General features: G+C 54.1%; 11 protein-coding genes. 2 read left to right on the top strand and 9 right to left on the bottom strand.

The window, feature by feature from the left end:
* Positions 1-57: 57 nt before the first annotated feature.
* Together RM6536_RS08325 and RM6536_RS08320 are read left to right on the top strand one after the other, a co-directional pair.
* The gene (locus RM6536_RS08325; protein ID WP_060824773.1) at positions 58-927 is read left to right on the top strand and encodes a DUF3097 domain-containing protein; all 870 of its coding nucleotides are present in this window, start codon (positions 58-60) and stop codon (positions 925-927) included.
* 263 nt (positions 928-1,190) lie between these two features.
* Positions 1,191-1,610: a DUF4870 domain-containing protein gene (locus RM6536_RS08320; RefSeq protein ID WP_005508694.1), complete on the top strand. Its 420-nt coding sequence runs from the start codon at positions 1,191-1,193 to the stop codon at positions 1,608-1,610.
* Between the two features lie 759 nt (positions 1,611-2,369).
* Here the strand turns inward: RM6536_RS08320 and hemW are convergent.
* From hemW to rpsT, 9 genes are all read right to left on the bottom strand, one after another.
* Positions 2,370-3,656 carry a radical SAM family heme chaperone HemW gene (gene hemW, locus RM6536_RS08315; protein ID WP_060824772.1) on the bottom strand — a complete coding sequence of 429 codons (1,287 nt, stop codon included), beginning with the start codon at positions 3,654-3,656 and terminating at the stop codon, positions 2,370-2,372.
* Positions 3,657-3,721: 65 nt separating this feature from the next.
* A complete protein-coding gene (locus tag RM6536_RS08310) occupies positions 3,722-4,471 on the bottom strand; it encodes a hypothetical protein (RefSeq protein WP_060824771.1) in 750 nt (249 codons plus the stop codon).
* Entirely contained in the window at positions 4,471-5,721 is a 1,251-nt protein-coding gene (locus tag RM6536_RS08305) for a GmrSD restriction endonuclease domain-containing protein (protein WP_060824770.1), read from the bottom strand. The genes RM6536_RS08310 and RM6536_RS08305 overlap by 1 nt, the downstream gene beginning before the upstream one ends.
* A 229-nt stretch (positions 5,722-5,950) precedes the next feature.
* Entirely contained in the window at positions 5,951-7,792 is a 1,842-nt protein-coding gene (lepA, locus tag RM6536_RS08300) for a translation elongation factor 4 (protein ID WP_371440900.1), read from the bottom strand.
* 96 nt (positions 7,793-7,888) lie between these two features.
* Entirely contained in the window at positions 7,889-8,911 is a 1,023-nt protein-coding gene (locus RM6536_RS08295; protein WP_060824768.1) for a PAC2 family protein, read from the bottom strand.
* Positions 8,912-10,376: 1,465 nt separating this feature from the next.
* Positions 10,377-10,712 carry a hypothetical protein gene (locus RM6536_RS08290; RefSeq protein ID WP_060824767.1) on the bottom strand — a complete coding sequence of 112 codons (336 nt, stop codon included), beginning with the start codon at positions 10,710-10,712 and terminating at the stop codon, positions 10,377-10,379.
* 358 nt (positions 10,713-11,070) lie between these two features.
* The gene (locus RM6536_RS08285) at positions 11,071-11,463 is read right to left on the bottom strand and encodes a hypothetical protein (RefSeq protein WP_060824766.1); all 393 of its coding nucleotides are present in this window, start codon (positions 11,461-11,463) and stop codon (positions 11,071-11,073) included.
* Complete coding sequence (locus tag RM6536_RS08280) at positions 11,453-12,103, bottom strand: hypothetical protein (protein ID WP_060824765.1); 651 nt, start codon at positions 12,101-12,103, stop codon at positions 11,453-11,455. The genes RM6536_RS08285 and RM6536_RS08280 overlap by 11 nt, the downstream gene beginning before the upstream one ends.
* Positions 12,104-12,463: 360 nt before the next feature.
* Complete coding sequence (rpsT, locus tag RM6536_RS08270) at positions 12,464-12,727, bottom strand: 30S ribosomal protein S20 (protein ID WP_005505969.1); 264 nt, start codon at positions 12,725-12,727, stop codon at positions 12,464-12,466.
* Positions 12,728-12,880 lie beyond the last annotated feature (153 nt).

Raw genomic sequence — 12,880 nt, 5'->3', positions numbered from 1 at the left:
GGCGCTGTCACCGCCCTGACTGGCTCTGCTGCCCCTACCGCCCCAAAGGAGAATACGTTGAGTACCCACCACTCCCCCTACGGCTGGGGTGCCCAGGATCTAAACGCCGCCCGCATGAGCCGCCAGGCGCCGGCCCCGCGTAAGGTGCCGCTGCGCCGCGGCCTGCTGATTGAGGATATTAACGGCTGGGTGGGTGAGGTCGTGAAGGCTGAACGCATCGGCGGTGCCCTGTTCTTCGGACTCGAGGATGCGAAGGGTCGCGTGAAGAATTTCCCGTTGGGTCCGGGCTACCTGATTGAGGGTGAGCCCGTTGAGATTGTCGCTCCGGTGGCGGCAAAGGAGCCGAAGCGCACGATTTCTCGTTCCGGTTCTATTGCGGTGAAGAACGCCCCGGCTCGGGTGGCGCGCGCCTCCCGCATCTGGGTTGAGGGTTTGCACGACGCTGAGCTGGTGGAGAAGGTCTGGGGCCACGATCTGCGCGTTGAGGGCATTGTCGTGGAGCCGTTGCACGGCGTGGATGATCTCGCCGGTGCTATTCGTGAGTTCGCGCCGGGCCCGGGCCGCCGCCTGGGTATTCTGGTCGACCACCTGATTGAGGGCACGAAGGAGCAGCGCATTGTTGCCGAGGCGCTGGCTGTGCCGGGTGCCGCCGGGCACGTGAAAATCGTGGGTCATCCGTTCATCGATATTTGGCAGGCGGTCAAGCCCTCGGTGCTGGGTTTGAAGGCGTGGCCGCAGGTGCCGCGCGGTGAGGACTTCAAGAAGGGCACGCTGCGTCGTCTGGGTCAGCCGCACGAAACGCAGGCGGATGTGGCGCAGGCGTGGAAGCACATCCTCTCCCGCGTTGACTCCTACGCTGACCTGGACCCGACGCTGCTCGCCCCGGTCGAATCGCTCATCGATTTTCTCACCGAGCCGGGTGCCTAACCGCACGCGAAACCCGCTATTCCACCCCCGTCTGCGGGCGCAGGTGTGAATTTGCTCAGAACCTTTCCCTCGAGGGCATTATCCTGTGGGTTTTGTTCCCTAAAGCGGTACAATAGTTGAGCGTGTGGCATTGCCCCTGTGGGTTTATGTTGCACCCTCACTACACTCTGGGTCACCACCGCTCAAACGATTTGCCTCTTCGGAGGGCAGATCCACCGGCTTAGGTGATCACCACAAGAAACTTCTATCGAACCAGGATTTTCGTGACTAACGATGTTCGCCCGGCAACCGGGCCTCAGAAAACCCGTAAGATTAGCGTGATTCAGGACCGCAACCGTGCGACTTTCGCGCATTTCGGCGGCATTCTCGGCATCATCCCTTCCGCTGCGGTTTTCTACGTCAGCCGCAATAACGCGCCCTTCGCTGAGCAGGAGGCTCGCGAGGCAATGAACTTCACCCTCCTGCCCTCCATTGCTCTGGTGGCGCTGTGGGTCGTGTCGTTCCTGCCCGGCATGGGCAACATTGCCATGGTTCTAGGTGCGCTCGTGTGGCTGTTCATGGCTATTGCGTCGCTGCGTGCCGGTATTGAGGTGAATCGCGGTGAGCCGTACAGCTACCGTATGAACCCGCGCCTGCTGGACCGCTTCTACTCCACCGAGAACGCAGAATCCGCAGAATCCTAAGAACTGCCGGTCCTAAACCGCGCTGATAGCTTTTACATTTGAACGCCCCGCACGTTGTGTGTGGGGCGTTCTACGTTTAAGTACTGCTGTTCTAAAGCCTACTGGCGGAGGCGCTGGCACGTTGGGTTGTGCCTGCTGCTGTATTCGTAGGTTTATGTTGCCGGTTGGGGCTGCAGCTGCCCTGCTGGGGATTTTCTTCCGGGGCTTCTTTGCCTAGTGCGCGTGAATTACTGCAAACTCTACCGAATGGTGCTATAGATAATCATTGTTAAACGATCGTGGGCCCCTGTTACCAGGAGCCCACAACCGTATTCACTCAACTTCAGCAAAGACGAGAACACGCTGTTAGACATATACCGTCCTGCCATGACCTATTATGGCACAGCGTAACCTTCAACCACAACTTGAAATTGGGTGTTTTGGAAAATTTTTTCTCGGGAAAGTAATCGAAAAATACGCACCCTAAAAGCGGCATGAAGGAGTGGAAAATTCTTTCGGCTAGTCCAGCACAAATGCAAACAATTAGCACGCCAATGTAAGGTTTGGCGCTCCCCTAAAGTACCCCCAAACAGCCCCGAAAAATTTTTTAAAAGTTTTTTAAGACCCGCAAAAACACCCCGAAATCACCGAAATATTACGGCAATACCGGGGTGCACGCCATTCGCAGGCAGCGTCAGAGAAAAGCATCAAGTGGAGCTGCGACAGACCAGAACCGGAACGCCGCCCCGATTGAAAAGCCCCTTGTCAGACCAATGCTTCTTAGTGTTCCTCGTGCTCGTCAGAGACCTCCGGGAGCAGCTCACGGGTCACAGCGTCGCCCAGAAGTCGCCCCTTGAGGGTCAGTCGCACGTGAGCTTTAGGGTCAGGTTCAGCTTGAGAATTCAAAGCATCAGGCTCAATCAGAGCTTGAGAAACTAGCCAGCGCAACGAGGCGCCCAGCTGCGCCTCATCGTGCACCGCGAGCAGCTCGCGCATCGCCAAACCCTCACGCACACGGATCATGAGCATAATCGTCTCAAAAGCACGGGTGGCGGTGTCCAGCACCTCACGTGCCGCCGCCGGGGACTCCCCCGCACGCACCTTCTGCGCGTAGGGCACCGGGTGCTTCACGTTCCACCAGCGGGTACCGTTCACGTGCGAGTGTGCGCCGGGACCGATGCCCCACCAGTCCTGGTTGCGCCAGTAGGCGAGGTTGTGGTCGCTGCGGGTGTCCTCGCTGCGCGAGTAGTTGGAGACCTCGTACCACTGGTAGCCGGCCTCGGTGAGGAGCTCTTCGGCGAGCAGGTACATGTCCGCCATGAGGTCCTCGTCGGGCATGGTGTATTCGCCGCGGCGGATCTGCGCGGCAAGCTTGGTGCCGTCTTCGACGATGAGCGAGTACGCCGAAATGTGGTCGGGCTCGTAGGAAATGGCGGCACGCACGCTGCGCTCCCACTGCTGCAGGGTCTCCCCCGGCGAACCGTAGATGAGGTCCACGGATACCTGCAGGCCGACCTCCTTGGCCCAGGCGACGACCTTCGGCACGTTGGAAGGCGTGTGGGTGCGGTCGAGCACCTTTAGCACCTCGGGCACGACGGACTGCATGCCGAAGGAGACGCGGGTAAAGCCGCCGTCCTTGAGGGTCTGCAGGTCCTCAAAGGTGACGGAATCGGGGTTCGCTTCGGTGGTGACTTCCGCGCCCTCGACAAGGCCGAATACGTCGATGGCTGCCTGCAGGATGCGCACGAGGTCGCGGGCGGGCAGTTTGGTGGGGGTGCCGCCTCCGAAGAAGACGGTGTGCATGGGGCGTTTTGCGACGCCGGAGGCTTCGAGGGTGCGGGCGGCGAAGAGGATTTCTGCGATGGCGTCGTCGGCGTAGGTACCCAGGCCGATGCCGTCGCCGAAGTCTTCGGTGGCGTAGGTGTTGAAGTCGCAGTAGCCGCAGCGTACGGAGCAGAAGGGGATGTGTACGTAGAGGCTGAAGTCGCGGTTTTCGCATCCTGCGGCGCTGGTGGCGGGGATGCGCCCGTCGCGGGGTGCGGGGTCGCCGGTGGGCTGGGCGGGCATTCTGCCTCCTGGAAAAGCAATGGTGCGGACACCCCATTATAGGAGATGTCCGCACCCTCAACTTATTATTTAATTAATATGCTATGGTTTTCCATCGTTTCCAGAAAACCCACTGAAAATCTAACCGTAAATTCAATTGATTTAATTGCATATTCCCGATTTACTCCATGCGATTTCCCGTGACTAATATCATCTCTCATTTTAATTATATTAGAATGAGTATTCTTCAAAATCATCAATTTTTTTTCTGCACTAAGTTTGGCATATTTACTACTATCACTCAAATTCGTGAGGGTTGCAAAATTCCTGAGGTCAATATTTTTATACATAGAAAGACTTGCAGACTCTCTAAATTGAGCATAATAGCTTTTTGATACCCCCTTCCGGGGGACTTCTGGCATCTTCGTAAAATTACAGGAATCACCGTTGAGAAAACATTTAAGGATCAAATCCATCAAATTGTTAAAGTTTTCTGGCTTCCCCGCTCCGGTAATCGTCGTCCTATAATTACTCTTTAAGCTTTCTATCCAATGTTTTTCCAGGCCGTCAAGAATATCATTCAGAATTTTATCCAATAAAAATTCCATGCATATACCACACTGAACCAGTGCTGTTTTATACAGTTCCGCGACCGCTGAATCTGCAATTTTTTCAATTTTTTTCACAGTATCTGCACCTGGATCTAAGTACATGGACTCTTTTCTGGTTTCTTTAAAAATTTTATGCTTATGTATTAAGTCATATGTTTTCTCCAGTTCTTTCAAGGGGGGAACTGTTGCAATGTATTTCTTGTGGTCTATATTTTTTAGTTCCATTATTTAAGATTTTCTTGCAGTCTGGAGTAACAGAGTTCAAATCGCCCTAAATATGATGTTTTTGATGCAGTGTTGGAAGTAATAAAATCATAGATGGTCTTGAGTTCCCCATTAATTTCATATTTATTTTTGCTCATTAAATCTTCTTGAGTCTCTCTTACTGCAATTTGTATTTTTTCGGAATTGTAGGTTTCGAGGGAATCAAGAACGACCATAATGGATGCCACGAGGGCCTCAGTCCATGCAGCATTAACGTTTGAAGTTCCAGGGGTCCTAAACAGAGAGGGACCAAGGGGGTGGATAATATCTATAGCCTGCTCAAATTTTTTTATTGCCCTCTGAACTTCAGCAGAATCAAGATTTCGATAAATCCTATAAAATTTGTTCAGATATTCTTTCTGCCCACCTCGATAGTCATCGCGCCTTAGGTACATTGCAATAATCCTAGAGATAAGCTCGTGGTCCCTGGAACGCTTCTGCAGTTCCCCTTTATAGAGGGCCCTCCATTTCTCATTAACATTCAAATTATTAATCTCATCTGCCAGCTTACCACTATAAACAGCTATTCTAATCTCGTGGGGTGTTAGCTGTGTTCCTCCACTATTGAGACGTCCAAAAATTGAATAGATAAAATCTTCGACATTAGGAGAGGTGTCTAAATTCTCGCCGGAAGATTTAGGTAGGATATCGCTGATGACTGTTGCCCCGACTCTGTAGTTATTAAATTTACGTCGAAGCACCTTATCTAAATCACTGTACTTATATGCCGCATACTTATCTTCCACTGTGAATCCTACGTCTTGAATCGATGAAGTATCGACAGAGAATTCACCTTCTCGAAACTGCATAATAGTTGTAAGTCTTTGTTGACCATCAAGCACAAGGAAAGTTTCATCTTTCTGGAAAACCAAAAAAATTCCGGGCGTTGGGTATCCCTTGAGAATAGAATCGATTAGATTTTGTTTCTGCTTCAGGGTCCAGACGAAGCCTCGCTGAAAATTTTTTAACCCTTCCTTGTCTGATTGTTCATTTGATATTTTTTTATTTTTAATAAATGAAGGCACAATAATTTCTTCATCATTGATACGTTGTATAAGTGACATAAGGTCAAATTCTGTAGTGTAGTATATTATATCTGCAGAGCCATTTACATCCTCCTCATTTGATTCTGCCACTTCTTCATTTGTTAGAACTTTTATATCTGTATAATCCATTTGCGAATCGTCCAAAATTATTTCATTATTACTCATAATTTCTCCTTTGAATGGAAACCGTGGGTGTAATCATCCGTGCTACACCCAGTCTTACCTTACTCCTACACTCAATACCCTGACAAGGGGTAACACGCATTACACCCTAATGAATATCAAAATGATGCTAATTACCTATCGCCGAGCAGTCTGGGCACAGCAAAGGCGGCGTGCCCCTCCCCCACTTAGGGGTAGAGCACGCCGCCTACATCGGAAGAGCTTGAGAAGGCTACTTCTTCTTTTCCTTCTCCTCGCTCGAAGACAGTGCCGCGATGAAGGCTTCCTGCGGAACCTCCACACGACCGACCATCTTCATGCGCTTCTTGCCTTCCTTCTGCTTCTCCAGCAGCTTACGCTTACGCGAAATATCGCCACCGTAACACTTCGAAAGAACGTCCTTACGCATCGCGCGAATATTCTCGCGGGCAATAATACGCGAACCGATAGCCGCCTGAATCGGCACCTCAAACTGCTGGCGAGGAATCAGTTCACGCAGCTTAGAAGTCATCATCAGGCCGTACGAGTACGCCTTATCGCGGTGAGTAATGGCGCTGAACGCATCCACCTTCTCACCCTGCAGCAGGATGTCGACCTTCACCAGGTCAGCCTCTTCCTCACCGTCGAACTTCCAGTCCAGCGACGCATAACCGCGGGTACGGGACTTCAACTGATCGAAGAAGTCGAACACGATCTCTGCCAGGGGCAGGCGGTAACGCATCTCCACACGATCCTCAGACAGGTAATCCATGCCGCCGATCTGGCCGCGGCGAGCCTGGCACAGCTCCATAATCGCGCCAATGTACTCGCTCGGGGCAATAATCGTACACGCCACCATGGGCTCGCGGATGGTCGCGACCTTACCCTCGGGGAATTCGCTCGGGTTGGTCACGCGCTTAGCGTTGCCAGCCTCGTCCACCACGTCGTAAATAACGTTCGGCGCGGTCGAAATCAGGTCCAGGTTGAACTCGCGTTCCAGGCGCTCACGCACAATCTCCAGGTGCAGCAGACCCAGGAAGCCACAGCGGAAACCGAAGCCCAGAGCGGCAGAGGTTTCCGGCTCGTAAATCAGTGCGGCGTCGTTGAGCTTCAGCTTATCCAGCGCGTCACGCAACGCCGGGTAGTCCGAGCCATCAATCGGGAACAGGCCCGAGAACACCATCGGCTTGGGGTCCTCGTAACCGCCCAGGGACTCCTCGGCGGGCTTAGCGGCGGAGGTGACGGTATCACCCACACGGGACTGACGGACGTCCTTCACGCCGGTGATGAGGTAACCCACCTCGCCCACACCCAGGCCCTTCGAGGGCACGGGCTCCGGCGAAATCACGCCGATTTCGAGCAGGTCGTGCTCAGCGCCGGTGGACATCATCTTAATCTTCTGACGCGGCTGCAAGCTACCGTCCACAACACGCACATAGGTGACCACGCCGCGGTACGAGTCGTACACCGAGTCAAAAATCATGGCACGCGCCGGGGCGGATGCGTCACCCTGCGGGGCGGGAATCGCCTCCACAATACGGTCCAGCAGAGCCTCAACACCCTCACCGGTCTTACCCGATACGCGCAGAACCTCGTCCGGCTCGCAACCAATCAGGTTCGCCAGCTCCTCAGCATACTTATCGGGCTGAGCCGCGGGAAGGTCAATCTTGTTCAGCACCGGGATGATGGTCAGGTCGTTCTCCATCGCCAGGTACAGGTTCGCCAGGGTCTGAGCCTCAATACCCTGGGCGGCGTCCACGAGCAGAAGCGCACCCTCACACGCAGCCAGGGAGCGGGACACCTCATAGGTGAAGTCCACGTGGCCGGGGGTGTCAATCATGTTCAGCGCGTAGGAGGTGCCGTCAACGTCCCAGGGCATGCGCACAGCCTGGGACTTAATGGTGATACCGCGTTCACGTTCAATGTCCATGCGGTCCAGGTACTGCGCCTTCATATCGCGCGGGGCAACCACGCCGGTGGCCTGCAGCATACGGTCTGCGAGGGTGGACTTACCGTGGTCAATGTGGGCGATAATGCAGAAGTTGCGAATAATCGCGGGGTCGGTCGCCGCCGGAACGGGCGGGTTCTTCGACATGGGTGCCAATCACATCATCCTTTCGAGATGCTGGCTGCGGGTATGGGCATAGTTACCTATCATTTTCCCATACCCGCGCCATATGTGCGAACGGACCTAACGTTCCGAAGAATCCTCCGCGGATCCTGCACCATCATCGGCAGGATTTACGCCCTCGGAGGCGCCGCTGAGGGAATCCAGGTAGCCCTCAATATCCTCGGCAATCACCTCACCGGAGACAGTGCGCAGAGTCGAATCCATCTTCTGCTCAATCTCACGCACCAGCTCAACCTTCTCGTAGTCCTTCGCCATTTCTTCGGCGAGCTCCGCCTCCCACTCATCAGCGTGGGCGCGCAGGCGGTCGTACTCCTCAGACTCAACCTTAATGCCGAGGATGACTTCCAGCGCCTCGATCAGGCTCACGACCGCGCGCGGGTTCTGCTGGTCAAAGCTCAGATACCCCGGGATGCTCATACGCAGCATGACCGAGGAACGCAGGCCGTGCTCGGCGGCGAGCGCAGACATTGCCATCGTCACCGAGGTAGAACCGGTGAAATACTCGTGCAGAATACCGGGGATTGCCGCCAGCTTCTCGTCGTAAGTGGTCAGCGTGTACGGGTACGGGCGGGTGTGCGCCACCTGATCCTCAAAGGTCTCAACGAAGATCGCGTGGTCCACGTGGAGCTTCTTCACGTACTTGAAGAAGCGGGTCATGAACCGCTGCAGGCACAGGCTGGGGGCGGGGCCGGTCACCACGAGCAGGCGCAGGCGGCGCTCCGGGATGGTGACCATGTTGTAGAACATCTTGGGCCACACCAGAACCGTGGATTCGGAGTCGTCGCTGTTCTGCAGCTGCGGGGCAACGGAAGCATAGTCGTAGAAGTCGTCCATGTCGAAGCCGGGGCTCTCATCGCACGGGTCGAAGGCGCGGTGAATCACGTCGAGGGCGTCCTCGCCGTTGCCCGGGGGTTCCTTCGCGGAGTTGAAACCGACCAGCATGACGGTCGTGTAGTTGTCCTCCTCGGAGGATTCGCCCAGGCCCAGCTTGCCGAGCAGTCCCTTCTTCGCGGGCTGTTCTGTGGAGGCGGGCTTGGCGAAAGCGTCAAAGAGTCGGGCGGGCGGGAAGTTCGGCTGGCTCATCGTTGTCCTTAGCTCGTGATCGGTTCACCGGGTACATGGGGTATGGAAAGTTGCCGGTGAACTGTCGGTGGTTGTGTGGTGTGTATCGGCGGTGCTCGCTCCCCCGGTGCTAGTCGCTGTGCTGTGTACGGCGCTATTGGTAGGGTGCGGGCGGTGTGCGGTACCGCCGATAGTTCCCACTATACGGGCTCCCACGCGGCCCGCAAGCGGTTTCGTCACCGGGCAGGCGCCTCCCCCGAATCTGTGCCAAGAATTGGGCGAGGAATCTGTGCGTCATAAAACCACGACAAGCGGGTATAGCAAAAGGCACCCCGCCACTTAGCAGGATGCCTTTCACAAAAGTTATGAGGAGTTAACCGGTGGTGCCTCCGGTGTCTTCTAGACCGAAGCCTAAAGCCGCGGCCGCCCAAGCGTTATTGCCACACCAATAGGTGAAGCTCAGGGTTTCAGAGGGGTCGTTTAACTCCTTAACCCCAACTATACACGAAAATCTATCTTCCTATTTCATCATTTGTCTTCGTATTACTAGCTTGCTACTACTCCAATGGGTCGCAGAAAGCCAAGGATAAGGCCGAAGCTACGCATCAGACGGCTACAAGTCTAGAGGTCCGAATTAGTGGGTGGGATGATGTCCTCTCTGCCTTGATTCCTCGATAGTTTAATTTTTGCGATTTGAAAGATGTGCATACAATCTGCAAGGGTAACAATGCTACTGAGGCAATTAGCTTCTGAACCGATTACGCTGGTGCCTAACGTAGCCTGCAAAGAGGTTTGCCCCAAGTAATTTCACATCTTCCAGATACGGACACATGATGCTGGCAGTTTCATAAGACATCAGAATATGTGGTTATCCTGATCAAGCTCCGTTTATTGGGGGAAACAGTGGAATTCTCTCTGGGATAAGAACCTCACCGGCTGCGGTACGCTCGTCATACTCGCGTGCGATAGTGCGCATTGGAACATGTGGACCCCGCTTAAAGCGCTCCTCAAGAACCCATTGGCGTTTCATGGCTTCAGCCTTATTAGCTGGTGCCGGCGGCGTAATCTTAGTTACGCAGAAGGTGATAGGGTCGCTCAGCGTCGGAGGGATTTTTTCAGGTTCCATGTGAGTATTCTAGTCTAGCTTCTTACTGAGTTCTGTTGGCATGGTACACATGCACCGCATCTTTAGGGTTCCTTCTGGGCATAGCAAAAGGCACCCCGCCACTTAGCAGGATGCCTTTCACAAAAGTTATGAGGAGTTAGCCAGTGACGCCCCCGAACGGTCCTTTAGACCGAAGCATAAAGCCGCGGCCGCCCAAGCATTATTGCCACACCAATATAGGTGAGGCTCAGGGTTGCAGAGGAATTGTCTAACTCCTTGAGCCCAAGTATACACGAATAAAGAAACCCCCGCGTTCCCCTTAGAAGAGGAGGAATACAGGGGGTCTCTCAACCAGAGAGGTACTCACGTACCCCGCAAGTTTTAGAAAGGCAGAAGCGCCAAATCGTATGGAGTGCCAGAATAAACATCCGGCAGCTCACCATTAGCTACCTTCTCACGATACAAAAGGGTTACTTCGCTATCGTCAAAGGGGAATTCCTGAGCTTCATACCTACGCTTAATCTCTGCTAAACCCCACTCATATTCGGCACCGGGGCGCGCCACCGGAGCATTAAAATAACGCCCTTTCAACTCAGCACGCATCCACCCCTCCGGAGTATTTGCATCAGATATGGGCTTCGTAAAATCGAACGGAGCTCGCCAATACTCAGGGTCTTCACGATAATCGTAAGCTTCTTCTGCGATCTCGCTACTCATGGGAAACCTCCTGATAATATGCAAAAAAAATATGTGCCCACACCGGCGCTATGTGCAACGCCACTTAGGGCGCTCATGATAGGCGCGGGCGGTGTGCGGTACCGCCGATAGTTCCCACTATACGGGCTTCCACGCGACCCGCAAGCGGTTTCGTCACCGGGCGGGTGGTGCCGCTGCGTACAGTGGAAAACTCAAAAATGGGTACACAAAAGCCCCGTGCACGCGCCCCGTGCACAGGGCTTCTAATTATATAAATCTAACGCTCTAGGAGGTCTAGATGAGCCTCATAGTCGAACTCTTCAGTAGCGTATGTTTTTTGTGGCATAGCAAAAGGGGGGTGCCCCCCTGTGAGGGTTGGCTAGTTGTCGTTGCTGGGGGTGAGTTCGGGCGGGAAGGGAATAGGGCCTTCTACGGGATTGATGCCGCGGCGGGCGTACTCGGCAGCGATTTCAGGACGCTTATTCAGCTTCCGCACCGCCGCTACCAGCCGCTTCTCATGACCGTCATTACTCAACCAATTAATGTACGGGTAGCTTAGCAAGAAATCTACGTACAGCTCAGGATCCATAGGGTAACCATTATCCGAAGACACCATAAGGTTCTCTTCCGCTTGCATCCGCTCATAACCGGAGAAGCCGACACCGTAATGCCCGCCTTCTTCCGTATCGGTCAAAGCCCAGTTAAAAGTAGTAGCAGAGTCTTCAGCATAATACGCCTGCCGGGGACTAACGTCGATATCTTTAACCCACATGCTTCCACTCATTTTCCTGTAGGAGCCTTCTAATATCCGAGGAGATATTTAAAGGCGCAAGTACTTCTACCCCAGCATCACCCAAATTAGCTCGACAATCAACCCCCTTCATCGGAAAAGCAGCATGAAGTATAGTGCGACTACCGATAATCTCAAGACGGGCATGTAAAAGAAGATCGTCTATAACCCCTAACAGCTTAACCCCAGCCGTCCCACTCCCGTAGGACTTAACAGAGACCATGTCAGGAGAATCTAGCAGCTTTTGCACAGCTTCTCGTGCCCGCTGCTTCGTCCACCCCGGAGGGAACTTCACATTATTCCGATGAGTACTCTCAGGACGATGCCCACCATCTAGCGCGTTCGGCTCGCCTTCCCAGATATGCCGCATATCCTCATCAGTCAGCCGATACTCGGGCACCTTCACAGAAGCACGCGGAACAGTCTCAACACCGGGTGGCGGCCATTGCCACTCCTGCACCTCGGGCAGCCCCTTACGCCGGGAACGCCGCGAAGAGCCCATCTTCTTCGGATACTGACCATCCACAGAAGCGAACCCCCTTTCTGCCATAAACCCGTTATGTTCCTTGAACGCCTGCGCCTCGAAGCCACGCCGCTGGGATGACTCCAGCTCATCAGTCACAGCTTCCAGATGCTGTTCATCCGCACCATCTGTCACGGTGAAGGCGGCGGCTTCGTCCCGCTTATTCTAGATCAGCACGGGCGAGCCGGCGGCGGCACGCTCGGTCACGCCTCGGAGACGCAAACACTATCGGCGTATGTGGCGCGTGACCGGCAGGCGGCGTTTGCAGAAGCGTTGGAGGGGCTGGCGGGGGCGTAATTTGGTCGCCATTTACTCGCCACTTTGAAACCAGTAAATGCCGAAAATGAACCAGTATTTAACCTGGCATAAAAAAGAAGAACCCCCGCATCTCCCCTAGTCAGCTAGAGGAAATACGGGGGTTCATATAGTTTGCACACCTGTTACGTGTGCGCTCTCACATTAGAAAGCCTTGTTTACCAGCGCAGCAAGACCGGACTTCTTGTTTGCAGCGGTCTTCTTGTGCAGAACACCCTTGGAAACAGCCTTGTCCAGCTTACGGTTCACAAAACGCAGAGCCTCAACAGCAGCTTCCTGGTTCTGTGCCTCAACAGCAGCCTTGACCTTGCGGGTCGCGGTCTTCAGCTCGGACTTTACAATGTTGTTGCGCAGGCGAGCCTTCTCGTTGGTGAGGATACGCTTCTTCTGAGACTTAATGTTAGCCACAATTAAACTTTCTGTTTTGTCTTATTGGTCGGTGAGGGCGACGCTGGCCGATCATCGACTGAGCGGCGTGGGGATGCCTATGGCAACCGGCCAGCAGTGCCCGATGACCATCGGACACTCAACCACACATAATACCAGATGAACAGCCTCCAC

Source organism: Rothia mucilaginosa, assembly GCF_001548235.1.
In the GTDB taxonomy this organism is placed as follows: Bacteria; Actinomycetota; Actinomycetes; order Actinomycetales; family Micrococcaceae; genus Rothia; species Rothia mucilaginosa_B.
Note: the sequence above shows the minus strand (reverse complement) of the source record. Positions and strands in the feature narration are given on the sequence as shown.

What these genes read in the sequence shown, in the direction of transcription:
- hemW (WP_060824772.1), bottom strand. Translation starts at nt 3,656, where the DNA reads ATGCCCGCCCAGCCCACCGGCGACCCCGCACCCCGCGACGGGCGCATC.
- RM6536_RS08310 (WP_060824771.1), bottom strand. Translation starts at nt 4,471, where the DNA reads ATGGAACTAAAAAATATAGACCACAAGAAATACATTGCAACAGTTCCC.
- RM6536_RS08305 (WP_060824770.1), bottom strand. Translation starts at nt 5,721, where the DNA reads ATGAGTAATAATGAAATAATTTTGGACGATTCGCAAATGGATTATACA.
- lepA (WP_371440900.1), bottom strand. Translation starts at nt 7,792, where the DNA reads ATGTCGAAGAACCCGCCCGTTCCGGCGGCGACCGACCCCGCGATTATT.
- RM6536_RS08295 (WP_060824768.1), bottom strand. Translation starts at nt 8,911, where the DNA reads ATGAGCCAGCCGAACTTCCCGCCCGCCCGACTCTTTGACGCTTTCGCC.
- RM6536_RS08290 (WP_060824767.1), bottom strand. Translation starts at nt 10,712, where the DNA reads ATGAGTAGCGAGATCGCAGAAGAAGCTTACGATTATCGTGAAGACCCT.
- RM6536_RS08285 (WP_060824766.1), bottom strand. Translation starts at nt 11,463, where the DNA reads ATGTGGGTTAAAGATATCGACGTTAGTCCCCGGCAGGCGTATTATGCT.